Origin of the sequence: Kribbella sindirgiensis (assembly GCF_004331435.1) — a bacterium.
Classification (GTDB): domain Bacteria; phylum Actinomycetota; class Actinomycetes; order Propionibacteriales; family Kribbellaceae; genus Kribbella; species Kribbella sindirgiensis.
Map to the genome: position 1 here is coordinate 45,360 of NZ_SJKA01000022.1, position 18,948 is coordinate 64,307.

Below are 18,948 nucleotides of genomic sequence, written 5' to 3' on the forward strand. Positions count from 1 at the left end.
CAGATCCAGAGCAACAAGCGCGTCAGAGGTCGTGGCGGACCCAGACGTTAGGTTCTACGTAGACAGCGTGGTTGTGTGCGACGTCCACGTGGACGGGGACCAGTGCCTTGGGTACGACGACATCGCCACTCGTGTCGAACGGGAGACCCGTCCACTCGCGCCACTCGTCCAGCGTCCCCGCGATCACCATCGACCGCGGCGCGACCTCGACGATCTTGCCGCCTGCTTTGACATGGACACGCAACCACGGATCCTCCGGCAGACCGTCCGCCCGTAGAAGCTCGATGTACTCGGTCATCGGCTGGTGGACGTCGGTCTTGCCGTTCGGGCGGACCGGAGCGTAGAGGACCGAGTGGCCCTTCGCCTTCACGGCCTGACGCATCGCGGCGAGCATGTCGTGGGAGAGGCCGCGGCCGAGGTGCGACGGCCGGATCAGGATCTCCAGGGCGCTCGAGACGTTCGGCGTACGGTCGTTGCGGAGATCGTGGAAACCCCAGTGCAGCACGCGATCCCAGCCGCCGGACGGCAGCGCGGTGCGGTGCTCGTCCGGGAACACGAACGGGATGCTCCGGCCGTGCGCGACCAGTTCGCCGTGCTCGGTCGCGACCACGCACTGGTCCGGGAAGTGCACCGGGACCTGACCCATGAACGCGTTCCCGATCGGGTCGTTGTGCATGAACGCCGGCCACGCGTCGGCGAACTCGTACATCCGCTCCAGGTACTCAGGCCGCTCGGCCAACGTCGTGATCACGATCTCGTCCATGAACCGCAGTCTGGCACCGAATCAGGACCAGTACGGCGACGCTCGCGGTGAGCAGGCCCGAACCGATCAGCGCGCTCTCGGCTCCGAGCGCGCCGATGATCGGTCCGCCGGCGAGCATCCCGGCCGCGCTCCCGGCGTTCACGACGACGCTCTGTCCGGAGAGCAGCGCGCGCCGCTCGGCCCCGGCCGACGACCGGGTGATGAGAACGGAGATCGCCGCGATCCCGATCACCACGGTCACCCCCGACAACGCACCCATCACGGCGACCACGGGCGGTGTCGTCCAAACCCCCATTCCGACCCAGCACAGCCCACTCCAGGCCCACGCCATCGAAGCGGTCACCACCGGCCGAGTACGCCGTACCACTGCCAACGACACCGCAGTCCCCACGAGCGACCCCACGCCGTACCCGGTCATGCCCGCGGCGAGATAGACACCCGGATGACCACGCTCCTCGCCCAGGACCGACAGCCCCAGCGTGAACGCGAACCAGGTAACGCATCCCGTTCCCCGGACCACCCACCCATACGCAACCTCGGGCCGCCCGCGCAGACTCGCGCGGATCGACGGCGTCACCACTCCGTCGGGGGCGCGCTCGGCCCGCACGCTGCAGGCCAGCAACCCGGCGCCGGCCACTGTCGCGGCCTCGACCCACAGCAGACCGTTCGTCAACCCTGTCGACACCGCGATCGCACCCACGGTCGGGCCGAGCAGCATCCCGACCCGTCGTAGTCCGTCCTGCCAGGTCAGCAGCTGTACCGCCCGACCGTCACCCCATCGGTCGCCGGTGTCGGCAAGCAACGCCGACCGTCCCGGATTCGACAGTGCGTCGCCGCACCCGAGCAGGAGGCCGCTCATGATCAGCAGCTCCGGAGACAAGATCCCCAGCCCGGCCGCCGCCGGTACCGACGCCAGCGCGATCGCGGACACCAGCGCGACGATCGCGAGTCGCGGTCCCGAATCCACCCACTGTCGCGCCCTTCGAGCCCACCACGGCGACAGCAGTACGGGCACGCCGGCCGCACCGGCAACGAGTCCGGTGGCCGCGACCGATCCCGTTTCCCGGAGGATCACCAGCGGCAGCGCGACCTGCGAGATCCGGAACGCGAAGTCCGCCGTACCGCTTCCCGCCAGCAGCGCCAACGCTTCGGATCTCGCCTTCACACCTTGAATTCTTGGCGTTTACCACGGGCCCAGGTAGGCAGTACGGTTTGTGCGCTTGCCATAGGCTCAACCTATGAGTTCATTACCATCGGTCGAGGACCTGCGGCTGGTCCAGGCCGTCACCCGGACCGGCGCCGTCGGCACCGCGGCCCGCGAACTCCGCATCTCCCAGCCCTCGGCGTCCCAACGCCTCGCCCGGCTCGAACGCCTCTGCGGGACCAAGCTGTTCGAGCGCGACACCCGCGGCGCCCGCCCCACCCCGGCCGGTGCCGAGCTCAGCCGCCGCGCCGACCACATCCTCGGCCACCTCGAGGAGGTGTACGACGCCACGCGCGCGGCCGCTGTCACGCAGCGGCTCGTGATCGGTACGTTCGCCAGCCTCGCACCGATCCTGTTCCCGGTCCTCGACGCCGACCTTGCCGACCTGGAGGTCGAGCAGCAGGTCGACCACGGCCACTTCCTGGTCGAACGCGTCGCCGAGGGCACCATGGACGCCGCCTTCATCGCGATCGCCGACCAGATGACCCTCCCCCGCGGCACCGTCGCCCGCCGCGTCGGCCGCGACGAACTCGTCCTGTTCGTGCCGCCCGGCGCCCGCCCACCCGGCCGCGGCCGTCGACCCCTCAAAGATCGCCAGATCGCGTTCTCCACCTACGACCGCGGCGCCGAAGAGATCCACTCCCGGCTCGCCGCCCAAGGCGCCGTACCCCGCCGCGGCATCACCCTCAGCACGACAGTCGCGATGGCCCGCCGCAGCTCCCACCTGGCCCTCGTTCCCCGCAGCGCACTGGCCACCGAACTCCGCCCGGGCGAACACCTCACCCCCGCGCCCTTCCACTACCGGCTGACCCTCTCGGTCGTCACCACGCCCACCCCGCCCAAGCCCCTCATCGCCCACCTCCCCAGCCTCCGCGCCACCCTCAACCTCTCCTGACCCACCGGGCAGAGGCCCCGCCGCCACACGTACAATCGCGCCCGGAGGGGATCGACACATGGTGATGGGGAATCAGGACATCGGCGCCTGGGACGCGGAGTTGCACCGTTCCGGCCGGGTGATCTTCGCGGTCCGGCGCGCGCTGGCCTTCGGCGGACTGGTCGTCGTAGTCACGCTGGCCGGCATCCCGATCCTCTCGGTGGTCCGGGACCTCGACGACCGTGGTACCTGGTTCACGGTCCGGGTGGCGCTGCTCGGCGTACTGTTCGCCGCCTGTGTCGCGCTCGCGGTTCTGTTCCTCCTCGGCCATCCGCGAGTCACCGTCAACGCCACCGGCATCCGCTCCGCCTGGTGGCGGCCGATCCCGTGGTCGGAGTTCGAGGGCACCACACTCGTCACACCCGGCGGCCTCGCGGCCCCCTACCTGACCATCACCTCGACCCGCGGCCGCAAACTCCACATCCCCCAGACCAACGTCGAAGACCTTCCCGCCTTCGCCGCCTGGCTCACCAAACTCAGCACCCAGCACCGCCTGAAGACCACCAGCACCTGACGTTGAACATGTCGTGAACAGCGGCGAGTCGCGCCGTCGGATGGTGCAGACTCGGGCGCATGAGGCTGGGACAGCTGGCGCGCGGGCGGCGGGTACTGGCGGCGTACTGGGGCGCGACCGTCGTCCAGGTCGCGGCGATCGTCATCGACGCCAAGATCCTCAAGCAGGCCAGCAAGGTGACGTTGATGCCCCTGCTCTGGCAGTGGACGCGAACGCAGGACGCGCCACCGCTTCTCCAAGCCGCAGTGCTCGCGTCAGCCGCCGGTGACCTCCTTCTCGAGACCGATCTCCAGCTCGCCGGCATCGCGGCGTTCGCAGCCGCGCACGCCTGCTATCTCGCCGTGTTCCTGAGCCGTCCGGCGCAGCGATCCTGGCGGGTGCTCGCGGCGTACGCCGCCTTGTGGGCCGCCCTCATCGCCGTCCTCTCCCCCGGACTCGGCAGCCAACGTGTCCCCGTCGCCGCCTACGCACTGTTGCTCACAGCAACCGCAGTCGCCTCCCGCTGGCACAACCCGCGCAGCGGCCTCGGTGGAGCGCTCTTCCTCGTGTCCGACGCGCTCATCGCGCTCCGCCTCGCCGGCCGCGACTTTCCCGGCCGGGGAGCACTCACGATGTCGACGTACGCCGTCGGTCAGTACCTGCTGACGTCGGGTGTCACCACTCCGCAGGACGATCTGACCGGTAGCGGCCATCGCCGTTGACCGCGGGTCGCCGGTCGCTGTGGGGTGAGGAGTATGGCGACCGTCGACGACGTCCGACGACAGTTCCGGAACCCGCCGCCCGAGGGGCGGCCGATGATGCGCTGGTGGTGGTTCGGACCGTCCATCGACCGAGACGAAATCGACCGCGAGCTGGAAGCCATGGCCGCGGCCGGGCTCGGCGGCGCGGAGGTCGCGTTCGTGTACCCGATGGGACCGGTGACGGCGCCGTTCGGATCACCCGAGTTCCTCGAACTGGTCGGGCACGCGGCGCAGACGGCGCGACGGCTCGGGCTGCGGTTCGACGTGACGCTCGGGAGCGGCTGGTCGTACGGCGGCCCGCACGTCGGGCCCGAGTACGCGGCACGGCAGCTGCACTGGGACCGTCGCGAGATCGGCGCCGCGGCGTACGACGTACCGATCGTGACCGCCTGGCCCGGTGACGAGTTCGTCGCGGCGTACGTCGGCGACGGGTGGGGCGGCGCGCCGTCGTCGTACGTCGAGGTGCCAGCGCGCGACGGGATCGTCCACGTACCGGCCGGTGGCCAGCCGCGCGAGGTACTGATCGCGACGTCCCGCGTGACCGGCCAGCAGGTGAAGCGGACCGCAGCGGGAGCCGAGGGACTGACGCTCGACCACTACTCGGCGGCCGCCGCGAACGAGCACATCAAGCAGGTCGCCGAGCCGCTGCTGCTCGCGGCCACGCCCGAGCTTCTCGGGTCCGTGTTCTGCGACAGCCTCGAGGTGTACGGCGGGGACTGGACGCCGACGATCTTCGACGAGTTCGTGAAACGCCGCGGGTACGAGCTGCGGCCCCGGCTCTACGAACTGGTCGTGGACACCGAAGGATCGCAGCAGTTGCGGATCGACTTCGGGCGGACGCTGTCGGAGCTGTACGAGGACAACTTCCTGAAGGTGTTCCGGCAGTGGGCGGCCGGGTACGGCGTACCGTTCCGGATCCAGAGCTACGGCGAGCCGCCGGCGACGATGAGCAGCTACCGGCACGCCGACATCTTCGAAGGCGAAGGCTGGGGATGGACGCGCATCCCGGAGACGCGCTGGGCGTCGTCGGCGGCGAACATCTACGGCCGGTCGGTCGTCTCGGCCGAGGTGTGGACGTGGGTGCACTCCCCCTCGTTCCGGGCCACGCCCCTGGACCTCCAGGGCGAGGCCCACGAGCACTTCCTCTCCGGCGTCAACCAGCTCATCGGCCACGGCTGGCCCTATTCACCCTCCGACGGGCCCGGGCTCGGGTGGGTCTTCTACGCCGCGGGCGCACTCGACGACCGGAACCCTTGGTGGCCGTCGGCAACCGCCCTCTTACGCTCTCTCCACCGCCTCTCCTGGTTGCTCCAGCAGGGCACGCCGGTTCGGCCCGTGAAGATCTACATCCCGGCCTCCGACGCGTACGCCGCCGTACGCGCGGGACACGCCGAGCCGCTGAACCTGTACCGCGTCGCCCGCCGGCTGATCCCGGAGAGCGTTCCGCGGACGATCCGCGAGGCCGGACTCGACTTCGACCTGATCGACGACGACGCGCTCGATGTACTCGATCCCGCTGACGCGCCACTGGTCGTCGTACCCGAAGGAACTATCACGCCGCCGGAGACGCAGCGCTGGCTGGATGCGGTCGTCGCGGCCGGCGGGAAGGTGATCGCCGACGTCAGCACCCTTGCCGACCACCTCCCGCCACCGCCGCTGTCTCCCCAACAGGACGTGGGTGTGGTCCACCGGCGCCTGGACGACGGCGACTTCTACTTCGTCGCCAACACCGGCGCCGAGGTCCGCACGCTCACCTTCGACGAGCCGCTGGAACGCTGGAGCGCGCTCGCCGACGACGCCGAACTCACGGACACGATCACGCTGCACCCGTACGAGTCAGCAGTCTTGGTCCCAGGCACCACGCTCGAAGCTGGAGCGGCTGCTTCGGCGGACCAACTGATCATTACGCTCGACATTGGCTGGTCGGTTGCCTTTGGCAAGGACAGTCACCCGGTCACCGTCCCGCATCGTTGGGAGGATGAGCTGACGACGTACTCCGGCTCGGCGACGTACCGCGTCGAGGTCGAACTCCCCGACACCACCGGCCGCTTGATCCTGGACTTCGGCCCCGGTGAACCGGTCGCACCCGACAGCGAGCCCTACCTCCCGGACAACTCCTACCGTGCGCTCGTCACCCCACCGGTGGGCGTCGCCGCCGACATCTGGCTCAACGACACCCACTGCGGTTCGCTCTGGGCGCCGCCGTACCAGGTCGACCTCACATCCGCCGCACGACCGGGCGTGAACGAGCTGCGGATCGTCGTCCACAACACCGCCGCGAACGCGCTCTCCGCCGATCAGCACCTGCTCGACGCGGCCGCGGAGGCCACCGCACTCCACGGGCGGCGGTTCGACCTGCAGCACATCGAACACGCCGCCGACTACCTCAACTCCGGCCTACTGACCGTGCCGAGAATCGTCCGCCGGACCTGACCGCCGGACCTGACCGCCGGACCTGACCGTCGGACCTGACCGTCAGGCCTCGTCGAGGAACCGGTCCAGGACTCGCGAACCGAACTCCAGCGCGGACGTCGGCACCCGCTCGTCGATGCCGTGGAACATGCCCATGAAGTCCAGGTCCGGCGGCAGCTGCAGCGGGACGAACCCGAAGCACCGCACCCCCAGCCGGCTCCACGACTTGGCGTCCGTACCGCCCGACATCAGCAGCGGCGCGGTCCGGCTCTGCGGGTCCTCGGCCGCCAGGCACGCCTTCATCGCCTCGACCAGCCCACCGCTGAACTCGGTCTCCAGCGCGATGTCCTGAACGACGGTCTCGCGCTGCACCTTGTCACCGAGCAGCTCGTCGATGGTCGCGAAGAACTCGTCCTCGTGCCCGGGCAGGAACCGCCCGTCGACATGCGCCTCGGCGTCGCCCGGGATCACGTTCACCTTGTACCCGGCGTTCAGCATCGTCGGGTTCGCGGTGTTGCGGATCGTGGCGCCGAACATCCGGCTGAAGCTGCCCAGCTTCGACAGCGTCGTGGTCATGTCGTCCGGGTCGAGCTCGACCTCGAGCACGTCCTCCAGCGTCTTCAGGAACTCCCGCACGGTCGGCGTGACCCGCAGCGGCCACTCGTGCGACCCGATCCGCGTGACCGCCTCGACCAGGTTCGTGACGGCGTTGTCGGTGTTCACCATCGACCCGTGTCCCGCCGTACCGCGGGCCTTGAGCCGCATCCAGTTCATGCCCTTCTCGGCGGTCTCGATCAGGTACAGCCGCAGGTCGTCCTTGACCGTGATCGAGAACCCGCCGACCTCGCCGATCCCTTCGGTGCAGTCGGCAACGGTGTCCGGGTGGTTGTTGATCAGCCACTGGGCGCCGTACACGCCGCCGGCTTCCTCGTCGGCGGTGAACACCAGCCGGACCGGACGCCGCGGCTTCACGCCGGCCCGCTGCCGCGCCCGGACGACCGACAGCACCATCGCGTCGAAGTCCTTCATGTCGACCGCGCCGCGGCCCCACACGCACCCGTCGAAGATCTCACCCGCGAACGGGTCGACCTTCCAGTCCTTCGGGTCCGCCGGGACGACGTCCAGGTGCCCGTGCACGAGCAGCGGGTCCGCATTCTGGTCCTCGCCGTCCCAGTGGGCGACCAGGGTCGCCCGCCCCGGCTCCGACTCGTAGATCGTCGACTCGATCCCGACCTCGTCCAGCTTCGCCGCGACGTACTCGGCCGCGACCCGCTCCCCGTTGCTCTTGCCGTTCCCGTAGTTCGTGGTGTCGATCCGGATCAGCTCGCTGCAGAGCTCCACTACTTCGGCATCGGGCGTGTACGCCGTACGGTCGCTGGAGGTCGTCATGGCCCCATCCTCCCCCACCACGACTGTGGAAGGGGACTCAGGTCAGGGTGATCGAGCCGCCGGAGACACTGATCTGCTTCGGCGCCAGTGGGCGTGGCGCCGGGCCGCCCTGCACGGAGCCGTCCTCGAGCGCGTACTTGCTGCCGTGGCAGTCGCAGTTGATCGTCCCGTCGGCAACGCTGGCGACGGGACAGCTCTGGTGGGTGCAGATCGAGGTGAACGCCTTGAACGTGCCCTGGACCGGTTGGGTGACCACGACCTGCTGCGGGGCGAAGATCTTCCCGCCGCCGACCGGGATGTCCGCGGTCGGGCCGAGGACGGTGTCCGCCGGCGCCGGAGCAGGCGTGGCCTGCGGCTCGCCGTACTTCGTGCAGCCGGCGACAGCCGCCAGTCCGGCAGCAGCTCCGGTGAGGATGGTACGGCGGCTGGGTGCGTCCACAGCTGGTCCTTTCAACGGATGACACCGAACGTGGTGAAGAACCACAGCGCGGAGGTGAGCCACAGCCCGGCCAGGCCGGTGAAGACGGCCCCACCGGCGACCGGGAGCAGCCACGACGGCGCGCCTGCCCGGGTCAGCGCGAGCATCTTCACAACGAATGCGCCGTAGAAGAAGCAGCCGAGCAGGGAGTGGACGAGTACGCGCGTTTCGCCGTACTGGAAGCCCAACGCGTAAAGGCAATGCGCGACGACGGGGAGTGTGACGAGGACGGCGGCTCTGCCGGACCAGCGGTGCACCGGGGCTAGCTGCGGACGGCCTCGGTAGAGCGCGACTGCGCTGGCCAGTTGTAGCAGGGCGAGTACGGCGGCCAGCGTGGTCAGCCAGCTCTTGACCGCTTGGAAACTGGAGAAGCCCGCGATGTCGATCGCCACGCCGGTGGGGTCGTGCAAACGCCCGTACACGCCCAGTGCGACAGCCGCTGCGGCGCCGGCGATCACTGGGACCCCGACGACACCGCGCTTACGTAGCTCCATCTGCTTCACCTCAGAAGGTCTCGTCGCCGTCGATGGATTGAGCGCTCACGGCGACGCCGTTGACGGTGGCAGAACGGGTGGCCGGGTCCAGCGGTGGCGCGGCGGCGGGAGTGCCGTCGTTGTCGATGCCTACCTGTGAGCCGTCGGGGAGGACGATCCAGCCGATCGTCGACGTCGAGTTGCGGGCGCGGTAGAGGCCGGCTGGTGGTCCTGTCACGATCGCGGTGAACCGCAGTGTGCGACCGCGCAGGGTCAGTTCGCCTGACGCGTCTTTCGCGGTGGCTACGCCGGTCAGGCGTTCGCCTGTGCGTGAACGCAGTACCAGCTGACCTGAGGTGAAGGTCCCGGTGAGCCAGGCCTCTACTCTGCGGCCGTCGCAGATGTAGGCGACGGCCTTGGCGCCGTTGACTGCGATGGCGAGGGTGGCCTCGCGGCCGGCGGTGCGGCCGATGTACACCGCTGGGTCTGCCGCCGCCGGCGGCGTCGCGGTCGTCTGCTCCGGCGCCGGCGTTGGTGCGGTTGTTGCCGGTGTTGTGGCGGGTGTTGTGGCGGGTGTTGTGGCGGGTGTCGTTGTGGGCGCGGTCGTCGCGCCTGTTTCAGTGGCCGCCGGGGCGTCGGTCTGCGTGCTGTTGACCACCAGCAAGCCGACCAGCCCGACGGCCGTCGCCGCCAGCGTCACCCATGGACTCCGCTGTCCCATTGCCCCACCCCGAGACTGGTCTCTCACCCGAGACGAGGATCCCGCTCGGTTCGTACCTGGTCAACGGCTGGGGAGCTCCAGCGGTTCAGAGCACTTTGAGTCCGTACATCTCGCCCAGCGGATCGGAGATCAGCTCGATCCGGGCGCCGTCGAGGTCGCGGAAGTAGATCGACGTACCGCTCTCCTCCTGATACTCGACCCCCGCCTCGTCGAGGTTGCGCTTCAGTCGCTCCCACTCGGACGGCTCCACCGAGATCGCCAGATGGTGCAGTCCGCCGAGCACTTCGGCGTACGGCCCGAGGTCGAGGCCCGGGAAGTCGAAGAACGCCAGCAGGTTCCCGTTCCCGATGTCGAAGAAGAAGTGCGTCGAGCCCTCGTAGTCCCGGTTCCCGACCATCTCGGTCAGCGGGAATCCCAGCACCCCCTGGTAGAACCGCACCGTCCGCTCGACGTCGGCGCACAGCAAGGCGGTGTGATGCAGGCCGCGCGCCGACGAGCTGCCACCGGGCTTCAGGTACGCCGCCCTGATCCGCTCACGCTCCGCCTCGATCGTGGACAGGTCGATATCGGTCATGCGATCCCCCTCAGATGCGGAAAAACAGGTTCAGGTACCGGTCGGCGACCGCGCGGTCGCCCCGGATCGTACCGGCGTTGCTCCGGCCGAACGCCGTCAGCACGAAACTGCCCGGATCGAACTCGATCACCGCCCGCAGATCGCTCACGTCGCCGGCCGCGTAGTCCATACCGTCCGGACCGACGCTCACCCTGGTGTCGCCGGCGTTCGGGCCGCTGGTGATCCGGATCCCGAGCTCACACGGATCCTTGGCCCCGGTCGTGTACTTCCACAGCACGAACATGAACGGAACGAGCAGGTCAGCGGCCTCGCCCGACAACCCGTGCGCCCGCCCGGTCCCCTGCCGGATGTCCCACGAATGGACGCCGTAGTCCATCAACTGGAACGCCGGATAGAAGAACGCCGGCAGCGGGCCCATGTAGAAATGCGGCACGGTGAACCCGGCCCAGTCGTCCGGCCCGAGCGCCTCGAACATCCCCATCATCTTGTCGAAGTCGGTCCGGAGCCGGTCGATCAACTCGGCCTGCGGCACCTCGCGGAGCGCGAGCGCCTGCCGGTCGACCCGCTCGGCCATCCCCGGCAGCCCGTACGCCGGGGGTACCTCCGCGTCCGACCGCGCCGCGTCGAACGCCACGAAGTACGACTCGGTGGTGTCGGTGAGATGCGCCACCACATCCCGCACCTCCCAGTGCCCGGCCCCGGTCGGCGCCTCCCACACACCGTCGGCCTCGACCATCCCGAAGAACAGCTCCGCCTCCTGCCGGACAACCCGGAGCATCGTCTCCTTGCCCTCGAACGACATCCCGTTCCAAGCGCCCACGGCGTACCCACCTCCACCTCAGAGGCCACTCCTTGAATTTCAAACTACGCCGCCGACACCCCCTCGTCACCACCCCGGCGGCCCGATGTGAATTCCACCCCTGGAGTTTGCTACTGTTCTCCGGTCGGCACCGCGCAGGCGGTCAGACCACTCGTCCGGGTGGCGGAATAGGCAGACGCGCTAGCTTGAGGTGCTAGTGCCCTTCGCGGGGCGTGGGGGTTCAAGTCCCCCCTCGGACACGAGCGCTATTCACACGCAGTGTGGGCCGAGCAGTGACTTCGATGAGATCCTGCTCGGCGTCGTACTTCAGGTCGAGCCGCAGGGCCTCGTAGAGATCGGCGAGGTCTTGCGGCTCAGCTGCATTCAGAGCAGCGGCCATGGCCCCGAGTTGATCCACCATCGTGGCGATCGCCTCGGCGTCGAGCGTGACCACCTGGGGGAGATTGGCCAGCTCAGCTCGAGCGGCCGACAGCTCAGCCTGTGCCGCATTCAGTGCGTCGACCAGAATCGTCGGATCCACGCCAGCCTCGATCGATGCCGTGTAGCGGCGGATCTTTGTCTGGGCCTCGCTCGCTCTCGCCTCGGCCTGTTGTGTCCGGACCGATGCGCTGGTGTCCTCGCCCGCATCGAGCAGTTGGGCGATCGTCTCCTGCCGATACTCGGGCGAGAAGACCTGGGCGATCCACTCGTTCAGCGGCTCCATGACCGCCGACTCGGGTAGATAGACCGTCGGGGGATGTGAGGCGAGCGCGGGCGATCCCGGAGCGAGGGTTCGAGACGGGCAGCGGTAGTACATCGCATGCTTGCGTGGCGCCGACTCGAACTTCCGTCCGCAGATGGTGCACCGGAGGTGACCCTTCATCGGGTAGACCTTGGTCGTCGGCCTGCCGGAACGCTCCAGCTTGGACTGTCCCCGGCGCCCACCAGCCGCGCGAGAGCGCCGACGTAGCGCTGCCTGAGTGAAGGTCTCCACGCTGACGATCGCGGGGTGAGCCGGGCGTCGGGATCTCACGATCCGGCTCTGATCCGCTCGCCTGAAGCGGGTGACGACGCCGGCTGCCACGTCCTCCGGATCGAGGAGCATCTCCGTACGCTCCCAGCGCCCGAAGAAGGCGTAGCCGGTGTAACGGGGATTGTCGAGAATCGCCTTCACTGTGCTCGACTGCCAGCCATCAGCGAGGCGATGCCGGTTCTGTCTCGGGGTGTGTGCACTCGGGCAGGGCACGCCGTCTGCATTCAGCCGACGAGCGATGGCACGATCGCCCAGCCCGGCTAGATACAGCTCGAAGATGCGCTCGACGATCGCAGCCGCGAAGTCGTCGAGCACCATGATGCGCAGGCGGTAACCCTCCTGTGCCTTGCGAGGGTTAGGGTGCTCGCCGCCGTCGACCACCTTGTAGCCGTACGGTGCGCGCCCTCCCTGGAACCGCCCCTCGCTGAGCACCTGAGCATCCATCGCCGCACGCACCCGAGCCTGAACATGCTGACGCTCAGACTCGCTCATCCCGCCGAGGACGGACATCAGCATCTTGTGTGAGGCATTGAGCGGGTCGTACACACCGCCGAGCTCGGGCACCCAGAGCTGGACCTTCGCGTGCGCCAGCTTTGGAGCGGTCAGGGAGAACTGATTGCCGAAGAAGCAACGTGTTCCCTCGCCGAGCACGATGCCGGACCAACCGCGGTTCGGGTTCCGCAGATCGCGGAGGAGCTGACTAGCTTGCTCCCTGCGCTCCCACGGCACGGACCGCGACTGGCCAACGTCGAAGTAGTTCGCGACGATGCGTCCGCCGAGCGGCTCGACGAGCTTGCTGGCGTTGCCGGATTGCCAGCCGAGCGAGGTCTCCGGATCTTGGTTGTCCTCGGTGCTGCATCGCCCGTAGAAGGCAAGGTCTCCGACGCCAGTCACGATGTCCGGCTCAGCCTCGACCCCGAGCAGATCGTCGAGGACACTCCAGTCGTCTGTCACTGTCATGCTGCAATCTCCTCCCCCATGGCCGCAGCCTTCTGAATGATACGTAGCAAGACCCGCGAGGCGGAGGGGTTTAGCTCAGGCGGCGCACTCTCTGCGCTCGGTCGCCGAGCCTCCTCTCCGTCCTCGCGGGTCAACACGACGAGCTTGGGCAACTCAGCCGCCATCCCCTGGTCTCACCCGAGGGCCGCCTGCTTCCAGGACTCGGGTACGACCTTGCGCTGCTCGGCGTCGTAGCGCCAGAGCGGGGTCTCGTGGAGCCTCATCGCCTCTTGCAGCGGGAGCTGCTTGCGGGCCAGTTTCACGAGCGCCTCGAGGTCGTCGATCGTCAGGTGCGTCGGCACGTGATCGATGATCATGCCCTCGATGATCGGCGAGTTCGGACGCCGGTCACGCCACACCTTGGCGAACTGCTCCAGGCGTTTGATGTTGTCTGCATTCAGGTCAGTCACTGATTCTCCCCCCGTCAGGATTCTATCGTTAAAAGGTGACGCGGCGTTACGCCTATCGGCCTCCAGGCGCAGGGCTTCGCATGCGTGGTAGTGCTCCCGCATCGCGTCCTCGACGGCTTCGACCATCCAGATCTGCATCGGCTCGTCGTGCTCGAGTGTCCAGTTGCCGCATGGGCATGGCCCGTAGACCCTGGACACCGCAGGCGGGTCGATCGGATCCTCCTGGTAGCCGATGCCGCGCACGTAGTTCACGGTCATGGCGTCGCCCCGCACTCCGGGCACCGTGGCATCGCGTCGTGCCTGAATCCGTGGTAGCTGTCGCACCGCTCCTCGATCACGCCGAGGTGGCCAGCCGAGCCAACCTCCGGAATCTCGACGATGCAGTAGATCCGGTGAGGCACCGCGCCTCGATCGTCGTAGGTAATCCACGAGTGGTCGTATCGATGCTCGGTCTGTTCCGGGACGATCACGCCGCCGCCTTCAGTGCCCGCTGCTCGGCCCCGAGCTTGCCGCCCGTCGAGCTGTTGCACGTCGAACACGCCGGCCGGATGTTCGACCTGGCGTAGGTCCCGCCCTTGCAGCCCGGCTTGATCCGGTCGACGGTCACGAGACTGACGGTCAGGAGCTTGCCGCATCGGTAGCACCGACAGGCTGGAGCACCTTCTCCGCGCGGAACGCCGTCCATCACCCACGAGCGCAGCGGGTTGACGATCGAGCCTTCGGCCAGGCACTCCGCGACGAGAGCGTGCATGTCGCGGTCGGCCCGGTACGTCTCGACGAGCCATGCCTTGCGGGCTCGCCGCGAGTACGACGAGCCCCGCTCGTTGGTGTTCGAGGTGCCCCTCACTCCGCACGCTCCACGGATGCGGTCTTGGCCTTGTCGTTCAGCAGGGCGTCGGCGAGGAGGCGGTCCAGCTCCTTCGACCCCGGCTCCACCTTCTCGTCGAGCATGACGGTGACGAGTCGACCGAAGAACCAATACCGCGTGCGGAAGTAGATGCCAGGGGTGTGGTCGATGTCCAGGGTGGTCCGACCGAAGAAGCCCCGCCTCCACACTGGCGTCGGCTCGAGGTACCGCACGGTCCAGTCCACCTCATCCAGCTCGCCATGCCTCGGCCCGCCGACGAACACTGCCGAGCGCTTCACTTCTTCCTCCCGTGCGCACCACGGTCGAGCGCCTTCAGCCGCTTGTCGGCGTCGCTGTTGAGGCGCTTGCCGGCGAGCTGGTCGCCCGTCACCTTCTTGAGGATCGCCTGGTTGGCGGGATCCTTGGGGTCGAAGGCCATCAGGCGGCCCCCTCCGGGTCGTCCTCGACTCCCGCAACCAGCTCGCCGGCCTGGTTGTAGACCGGTGTGGTCTTCTTGATCCACGGCAGCCGCAGGTCCGTGTGGCCGCGGGCGATGCTCGCCTGGGCGTAGCCGTCCTGGATGAGCCCGACCTCGGCCAGCACCTCGATGACCTTGACGTAGTCCTCCCACACCAGCGGGAGATCGATGTAGAGGTGGTAGTTGCCCGGCGTGCTCGAGGCGATGGCGCGAACAGGGTGGTCGATGTCGAGGGCGACGGTGTGGTAGCCGGTCGGCTCTCCGCTTGTGCCGAGGAGCGTGCTCGCGATCACGTTGGCCTCGCAGAGGTCGGTGACCGGGCGCTCATCCGGCTCGGTGTCGAACTCACCCGAGTCTCGGTCCAGGTTCGCCTTGTGGTACTGGTGCTGGTACGCCGACAAGCGGGCGACCTGATTCAGCTCCTCCATGTGGTCGCTGTCGCCGATCACCCTCGTGCCGATCTCCGTGGTGACGGCGTCGCCGGACGCTGCGATCTGCGCGATGCCCGTCACGAGATCCCTGCCGTCGAGCCCCGCGCCGTCGATCCACGAGTCGCCCGTGGTGAAGAAATCCAGAGTGCTCACGCCGCTACCTTCCTCTCATACTCACGGTCAACGACGTCGGCGAAGCCGATCATGCTCATGACGAACCGCCGTCCGTGGCGTTCGTTCTCGTTGTGCGGAGCGTGGAGCAGCCAGACGTTGACTCCGGCCACGTCGAGCTCGTCGTAGTTCTTCACCCGGTCATCGATGAACATCTCGAGACCGAGCTTCAGCGCCACAGGCGCCTTGTCCTGTGCGAAGGTGAGCGAGGCGTGCGGGATCTGCCACTCCTTCACCCACCGCTCGGTCAGGTAGCGCACGAGTCGGCCATGGTTCCAGCCGAAGCCTCGGGCGGTCACCAAGTGGATCTCGTGGCCGGCGTCGGCCAAGTCCTTCAGCGCCCACTGCGCACTCTCGATCGGCAGCGCGTCGTACAACTCGCCGGTCAGCGTGGCCGCGTCCATAACGGCCATGAACTCCTTGCGGGTGCAGCCGTAGCTCTCCCACATGTGCCAGGCGTCGACCTGTCGGCCGTTGGTGATGCCGGCCTCCTCGCACAGCTTGTGTGCGGTGTCCATGAATGGATAGATCACGTCGTCGATGTCGACACCGATCTTCACGCGGCCACCTTCCCCTCGTTGATCTGCCACTGCTCCCACGTCAGCGTCGGCACGACGACGCGATCGTTGTACTCGCGCCGGCTCTCGCTGGTCAGGTGAAGCAAGTCGCCCACCTCGCAGGGGTAGACGCGGCTCTCGACCTTCACGACTCCGCGGCGGGAGCCAATGGAGTCCATCTGGCGCCGGCGCTTGGACTGCGCCCGGCCCAACGCCTTGTCGGCGTCGCGCTCGTCGGCCCAGCCACGCTTCCCGCAGGCACATCTCTCGAACGCCACCACCTTCTTGCCCGCCATCGCCTAGTCCTCCTTCGTCTTCCAGATCGGACCCCAGTTCGGGGGCTCCTGACCGGGGTTGTCTCTGAACCACTGGATGCGTCGCTCGAGTTCGGCGTTCTTGCCGCCCTTCAAGGCGATCTCCGCGGCCTCGCGCGCCTTCTTGCGCGTGATGTAGTACGCGGCCGGCGTGCCGTTGAAGATCGGCAAGGTCCAGCTCTTGAACGTCTCGTGCGTCGCGGTCGAGTAGACGAGCTGCAACGCAGCGTCCGTGGCCTGCTTCTCGGTGGCGTACCAACCGAGCGCAACCTGATTCGACCGCGCCTCGTTCGGACTCAGATGCCCGGTGGGGTGGTACAGCTGGCCGACCACCGTGAACTTCGCCCGCTCCATCACGATCTCGAGCGCCGTATCCAGCGCCGCCTTCGCGGCCTCGGTCATGTCCTCGTGATCCTGGTCCAACGTCTCGACCATCCGCTCCACTTGCTTCTTCGTGAAGGTGATCGCCAAACATCTCTCCTCTCACAAGGGAGGGAGCCAGTCGCCTGACTCCCTCCCACACTCACAGTCGGATCACCAGAAGCGCGGCTGCTCCGGCAGGAACTCCTCCGCGCCGACCGACACGACCAGCGCGCCGTGCTCGGCGACCAGCCCCTTCGTCTCGCTCGTGTAGTCGTCCTCCAGGGGCGGGAGACGCCACGCGCCATGGATGTTCGAGCGCGGATAGAAGCCGGCGTGCAGCACCGTAACCACCGACCCGTGGGGTAGCTCGTCGAGCACCTTGGCGTCCTTGACGTAGAACGGAAGCAGCTCGGCCAGGCTCTCGGTCAGCGGCTCCGGCGTCTGCTCGATCGCGGCGATCTCCTTGACGGTGATGTGATAGCCCGTCTGGCCGACCGCGACCGTGTACGGCTGCCCGTGTCCTCGGTTGATGCGGACCAGCTTGGCGGTCGTGCCGTTGTAGCTGCTCGCCCTCCCGTCGAAGAACCGCTGCATGATCTGCACCGTGTCGCCCACGGCGACGAACGGGCCGAGGATCTCGGGGTTCAGCACTGTCATCGGCCGGCCTTTGCTGGCGATGTAGTTCACGGTGAACTCTGGCGTCGAGTAGGCGGCCTGGAATCCATTCTCGGTGCGCACGTAGGTGCGTCCCCCCGCCTGCACCTGAGCGCCAGCCGGCAGCGCCTCCAGTCCTTCACGATCCATGACGATGATCGGGTCGTTCACGCTGCGTCTCCTCTCACGATGGTCAGCGGGCCGAAGTGCTCCTTGACCCCTTCGTAGGTGTTGTGCAGGATCCCCTCGGCGAGTCGCCGCTCCGCGCGCTCGACGGCGGCCAGTCGATCACCTGGACTGTTGTCGCCTGCGATTGCGTACGAGTCGCCGGCAGGCGCACGTAGCCACGTGTCGCCGTCTTCGTCCACGACCTCCAGCGGCAGCCCCTGCTTGAAAATCACCGGCTCGCCCGTCACAGCCGCATGCTCTCGCGCCTCTCTGACCTCCTCGGCCCCGCCCGCGAACTCGTTCGGCTCAGCCGTGGCCTCGACCACCGCAGTCAGGTCAGCCTCGGCGTTGCGCTTCAGCACCGTGCTCGGTCGGTCGTCGAGCTGCGGGTTGTGTTCGAGGTGGTGCATCAGGAAGAAGCAGTGCCACGCCACCGCGGCGAGGTGGCTCACGCCCGGCCGGAGGTTCCAGTCCTCGTCGTAGATCGGGTTGTCGTCCTCGCCGATCAGCCCGGCTTCGCGGTAGATCGTGCCGTCGTAGTCCTCGCCGTTCTTGAAGGCGTAGTAGTGCCGCTCCAGCGCGGCCATCGACAGCGAGAACCGGTAACCATTCCGCCAGTTGTCGAGGCCGTTCTTCTGCTCGTACTTGGTCGAGCCAAGGCCGTATCGGTAGGCCAACTCCAGCATGGGGCCGGCCGGGATCTGGTCGAAGCGGGCGAGCTTGTCGCCCTTCGCTCCTCCGGTCTCGGATGTCACCCGAACCTCGCCGGCCTGCATCGCCCGCACTGCCTCCGTCACGCCGCAGCCCTCCTTACCTCGTACCGACCCTTGCCGGTCAGCTCGATCACGTGCGCCTTCGCGCCGTGGCTGGTCGCCTCCTGCTTGCCGGTGCGCTGCACCAGTCCCGCCTTGCGGAGCGCGGTGAACGTCGGCGCCCACGAGTTCACGTACGCCTGGCGGCGAGTCACGAACTTGTCGACCGTCTGCGGTCCCTCGTCAGCCAGCGCCTTCAGTACGACGCCGGCCTTCTCGGTCAGGGTCACGCAGCCACCTGGTCGGCCAGGTAGATCCGCCCGTCGAAGTCCGCCCGTCGCCGATCCGTGTCGGACGCGATGCTCTCGCGGTCCAGTGCTCCCTTGATCGAGTCAGCGTGCCTGCGCCGGGAACTCTTGGTGCAGCCGCCGACGTACATCAGCAGGTCCGCCAAGAACAGCGCCTCGTTCTCGCTCAGGTCCAGGACGACTCGCGTCTCCTGCTCCCCCGTCTTCTTGCCGAGGGCGCCTCGCACCTTCTTGTACTTCACCTTGGCCTTCGCCACTTACGCCACTCTCCTCTCATACTCACAGTTGATCCGATGGGGACAGTTCAGGTCCGTCAGTCCTGCCTTTCGCCAGCGCCTCAGGCTCCTCTGGAGGCTCGCGAGCTGGACTCCCAGGTCGTCCGCAATGCATCGCCAGTCGAATCCGAGTGAGCGCAGGTACTCGATCGTTTCGATAGTTTCGATGCGGCGCTGGCGAACCGCC

The 18,948-nt window shown here is 67.9% G+C and carries 26 protein-coding genes and 1 tRNA gene; 5 read left to right on the plus strand and 22 right to left on the minus strand.

The genetic code is table 11. The annotated features are described in order from the left end of the window. Positions 1-22 precede the first annotated feature (22 nt). Both E0H50_RS37400 and E0H50_RS37405 read right to left on the minus strand, forming a co-directional pair. On the minus strand, positions 23-763 hold the full coding sequence (locus E0H50_RS37400; protein ID WP_131295831.1) for an N-acetyltransferase: 741 nt from the start codon (positions 761-763) through the stop codon (positions 23-25). Further along, positions 723-1,928, minus strand: coding sequence for an MFS transporter (locus E0H50_RS37405; RefSeq protein WP_131295832.1), 1,206 nt, complete (start codon positions 1,926-1,928; stop codon positions 723-725). The genes E0H50_RS37400 and E0H50_RS37405 overlap by 41 nt, the downstream gene beginning before the upstream one ends. 73 nt (positions 1,929-2,001) lie before the next feature. On the opposite strand from E0H50_RS37405, the gene E0H50_RS37410 reads away from it, so the two are divergent. Genes E0H50_RS37410 through E0H50_RS37425 form a run of 4 tightly spaced genes read left to right on the plus strand, consistent with a single transcriptional unit; the run spans position 2,002 to position 6,588 of the window. Next, positions 2,002-2,862, plus strand: coding sequence for a LysR family transcriptional regulator (locus tag E0H50_RS37410; RefSeq protein ID WP_131295833.1), 861 nt, complete (start codon positions 2,002-2,004; stop codon positions 2,860-2,862). A gap of 58 nt (positions 2,863-2,920) precedes the next feature. Continuing rightward, positions 2,921-3,415, plus strand: a complete 495-nt coding sequence (locus tag E0H50_RS37415; RefSeq protein WP_131295834.1) for a hypothetical protein — start codon at positions 2,921-2,923, stop codon at positions 3,413-3,415. A gap of 59 nt (positions 3,416-3,474) precedes the next feature. Next, positions 3,475-4,116, plus strand: a complete 642-nt coding sequence (locus tag E0H50_RS37420; protein ID WP_131295835.1) for a lysoplasmalogenase family protein — start codon at positions 3,475-3,477, stop codon at positions 4,114-4,116. 33 nt (positions 4,117-4,149) lie between these two features. Continuing rightward, positions 4,150-6,588 (plus strand): glycosyl hydrolase, encoded by a 2,439-nt coding sequence (locus tag E0H50_RS37425; protein ID WP_131295836.1) that lies wholly within the window; start codon positions 4,150-4,152, stop codon positions 6,586-6,588. Between the two features lie 42 nt (positions 6,589-6,630). On the opposite strand, the gene E0H50_RS37430 is transcribed toward E0H50_RS37425, so the two are convergent. From E0H50_RS37430 to E0H50_RS37455, 6 genes are all read right to left on the minus strand, one after another. Continuing rightward, complete coding sequence (locus E0H50_RS37430; RefSeq protein ID WP_131295837.1) at positions 6,631-7,956, minus strand: M20/M25/M40 family metallo-hydrolase; 1,326 nt, start codon at positions 7,954-7,956, stop codon at positions 6,631-6,633. A gap of 37 nt (positions 7,957-7,993) precedes the next feature. Further along, positions 7,994-8,395 carry a Rieske (2Fe-2S) protein gene (locus E0H50_RS37435; RefSeq protein ID WP_238151620.1) on the minus strand — a complete coding sequence of 134 codons (402 nt, stop codon included), beginning with the start codon at positions 8,393-8,395 and terminating at the stop codon, positions 7,994-7,996. 11 nt (positions 8,396-8,406) lie between these two features. Next, a complete protein-coding gene (locus E0H50_RS37440; RefSeq protein WP_131295839.1) occupies positions 8,407-8,928 on the minus strand; it encodes a DUF6529 family protein in 522 nt (173 codons plus the stop codon). 10 nt (positions 8,929-8,938) lie between these two features. Further along, positions 8,939-9,628 (minus strand): hypothetical protein, encoded by a 690-nt coding sequence (locus tag E0H50_RS43600; RefSeq protein WP_131295840.1) that lies wholly within the window; start codon positions 9,626-9,628, stop codon positions 8,939-8,941. A gap of 85 nt (positions 9,629-9,713) precedes the next feature. Continuing rightward, a complete protein-coding gene (locus E0H50_RS37450) occupies positions 9,714-10,202 on the minus strand; it encodes a VOC family protein (protein WP_131295841.1) in 489 nt (162 codons plus the stop codon). A gap of 10 nt (positions 10,203-10,212) precedes the next feature. Next, a complete protein-coding gene (locus tag E0H50_RS37455) occupies positions 10,213-11,022 on the minus strand; it encodes a maleylpyruvate isomerase N-terminal domain-containing protein (RefSeq protein ID WP_238151621.1) in 810 nt (269 codons plus the stop codon). Positions 11,023-11,175: 153 nt separating this feature from the next. On the opposite strand from E0H50_RS37455, the gene E0H50_RS37460 reads away from it, so the two are divergent. After that, positions 11,176-11,261 (plus strand) — tRNA-Leu (locus E0H50_RS37460). Here E0H50_RS37460 and E0H50_RS37465 read toward each other — a convergent pair. From E0H50_RS37465 to E0H50_RS37520, 14 genes are all read right to left on the minus strand, one after another. Beyond that, the gene (locus tag E0H50_RS37465) at positions 11,243-12,994 is read right to left on the minus strand and encodes a recombinase family protein (RefSeq protein WP_131295842.1); all 1,752 of its coding nucleotides are present in this window, start codon (positions 12,992-12,994) and stop codon (positions 11,243-11,245) included. The two genes, E0H50_RS37460 and E0H50_RS37465, sit on opposite strands and share 19 nt — an antisense overlap. 173 nt (positions 12,995-13,167) lie before the next feature. After that, positions 13,168-13,701 (minus strand): hypothetical protein, encoded by a 534-nt coding sequence (locus E0H50_RS37470; protein WP_131295843.1) that lies wholly within the window; start codon positions 13,699-13,701, stop codon positions 13,168-13,170. Continuing rightward, complete coding sequence (locus E0H50_RS37475; RefSeq protein ID WP_131295844.1) at positions 13,698-13,913, minus strand: hypothetical protein; 216 nt, start codon at positions 13,911-13,913, stop codon at positions 13,698-13,700. The genes E0H50_RS37470 and E0H50_RS37475 overlap by 4 nt, the downstream gene beginning before the upstream one ends. Continuing rightward, complete coding sequence (locus E0H50_RS37480) at positions 13,910-14,290, minus strand: HNH endonuclease signature motif containing protein (protein ID WP_202868508.1); 381 nt, start codon at positions 14,288-14,290, stop codon at positions 13,910-13,912. The genes E0H50_RS37475 and E0H50_RS37480 overlap by 4 nt, the downstream gene beginning before the upstream one ends. Continuing rightward, positions 14,287-14,589 carry a hypothetical protein gene (locus tag E0H50_RS43290; protein WP_165547430.1) on the minus strand — a complete coding sequence of 101 codons (303 nt, stop codon included), beginning with the start codon at positions 14,587-14,589 and terminating at the stop codon, positions 14,287-14,289. The genes E0H50_RS37480 and E0H50_RS43290 overlap by 4 nt, the downstream gene beginning before the upstream one ends. After that, complete coding sequence (locus E0H50_RS43295) at positions 14,586-14,729, minus strand: hypothetical protein (protein ID WP_165547431.1); 144 nt, start codon at positions 14,727-14,729, stop codon at positions 14,586-14,588. Before E0H50_RS43295 ends, E0H50_RS43290 begins: the two co-directional genes overlap by 4 nt. Continuing rightward, positions 14,729-15,352, minus strand: coding sequence for a hypothetical protein (locus E0H50_RS37485; protein ID WP_131295845.1), 624 nt, complete (start codon positions 15,350-15,352; stop codon positions 14,729-14,731). Before E0H50_RS37485 ends, E0H50_RS43295 begins: the two co-directional genes overlap by 1 nt. Then, on the minus strand, positions 15,349-15,930 hold the full coding sequence (locus E0H50_RS37490) for an HAD family hydrolase (RefSeq protein WP_131295846.1): 582 nt from the start codon (positions 15,928-15,930) through the stop codon (positions 15,349-15,351). Before E0H50_RS37490 ends, E0H50_RS37485 begins: the two co-directional genes overlap by 4 nt. Next, positions 15,927-16,223, minus strand: coding sequence for a hypothetical protein (locus E0H50_RS37495; RefSeq protein ID WP_202868509.1), 297 nt, complete (start codon positions 16,221-16,223; stop codon positions 15,927-15,929). Before E0H50_RS37495 ends, E0H50_RS37490 begins: the two co-directional genes overlap by 4 nt. A gap of 3 nt (positions 16,224-16,226) precedes the next feature. Next, positions 16,227-16,712 carry a hypothetical protein gene (locus E0H50_RS37500; RefSeq protein ID WP_131295847.1) on the minus strand — a complete coding sequence of 162 codons (486 nt, stop codon included), beginning with the start codon at positions 16,710-16,712 and terminating at the stop codon, positions 16,227-16,229. A gap of 63 nt (positions 16,713-16,775) precedes the next feature. Next, positions 16,776-17,429 (minus strand): hypothetical protein, encoded by a 654-nt coding sequence (locus E0H50_RS37505; protein ID WP_131295848.1) that lies wholly within the window; start codon positions 17,427-17,429, stop codon positions 16,776-16,778. Continuing rightward, positions 17,426-18,223 (minus strand): dATP/dGTP diphosphohydrolase domain-containing protein, encoded by a 798-nt coding sequence (locus E0H50_RS37510; protein WP_131295849.1) that lies wholly within the window; start codon positions 18,221-18,223, stop codon positions 17,426-17,428. Before E0H50_RS37510 ends, E0H50_RS37505 begins: the two co-directional genes overlap by 4 nt. Beyond that, complete coding sequence (locus tag E0H50_RS37515; RefSeq protein WP_131295850.1) at positions 18,220-18,468, minus strand: hypothetical protein; 249 nt, start codon at positions 18,466-18,468, stop codon at positions 18,220-18,222. Before E0H50_RS37515 ends, E0H50_RS37510 begins: the two co-directional genes overlap by 4 nt. Next, a complete protein-coding gene (locus tag E0H50_RS37520; RefSeq protein WP_131295852.1) occupies positions 18,465-18,743 on the minus strand; it encodes a hypothetical protein in 279 nt (92 codons plus the stop codon). The genes E0H50_RS37515 and E0H50_RS37520 overlap by 4 nt, the downstream gene beginning before the upstream one ends. Positions 18,744-18,948 lie beyond the last annotated feature (205 nt).

Coding starts and splice junctions, on each gene's coding strand:
- E0H50_RS37450 (WP_131295841.1), bottom strand. CDS start 10,202: ATGACCGATATCGACCTGTCCACGATCGAGGCGGAGCGTGAGCGGATC.
- E0H50_RS37495 (WP_202868509.1), bottom strand. CDS start 16,223: ATGGCGGGCAAGAAGGTGGTGGCGTTCGAGAGATGTGCCTGCGGGAAG.
- E0H50_RS37430 (WP_131295837.1), bottom strand. CDS start 7,956: ATGACGACCTCCAGCGACCGTACGGCGTACACGCCCGATGCCGAAGTA.
- E0H50_RS43600 (WP_131295840.1), bottom strand. CDS start 9,628: ATGGGACAGCGGAGTCCATGGGTGACGCTGGCGGCGACGGCCGTCGGG.
- E0H50_RS37400 (WP_131295831.1), bottom strand. CDS start 763: ATGGACGAGATCGTGATCACGACGTTGGCCGAGCGGCCTGAGTACCTG.
- E0H50_RS37440 (WP_131295839.1), bottom strand. CDS start 8,928: ATGGAGCTACGTAAGCGCGGTGTCGTCGGGGTCCCAGTGATCGCCGGC.
- E0H50_RS43295 (WP_165547431.1), bottom strand. CDS start 14,729: ATGGCCTTCGACCCCAAGGATCCCGCCAACCAGGCGATCCTCAAGAAG.
- E0H50_RS37425 (WP_131295836.1), top strand. CDS start 4,150: ATGGCGACCGTCGACGACGTCCGACGACAGTTCCGGAACCCGCCGCCC.
- E0H50_RS37415 (WP_131295834.1), top strand. CDS start 2,921: ATGGTGATGGGGAATCAGGACATCGGCGCCTGGGACGCGGAGTTGCAC.
- E0H50_RS37465 (WP_131295842.1), bottom strand. CDS start 12,994: ATGACAGTGACAGACGACTGGAGTGTCCTCGACGATCTGCTCGGGGTC.
- E0H50_RS37410 (WP_131295833.1), top strand. CDS start 2,002: ATGAGTTCATTACCATCGGTCGAGGACCTGCGGCTGGTCCAGGCCGTC.
- E0H50_RS37420 (WP_131295835.1), top strand. CDS start 3,475: ATGAGGCTGGGACAGCTGGCGCGCGGGCGGCGGGTACTGGCGGCGTAC.
- E0H50_RS37470 (WP_131295843.1), bottom strand. CDS start 13,701: ATGACCGTGAACTACGTGCGCGGCATCGGCTACCAGGAGGATCCGATC.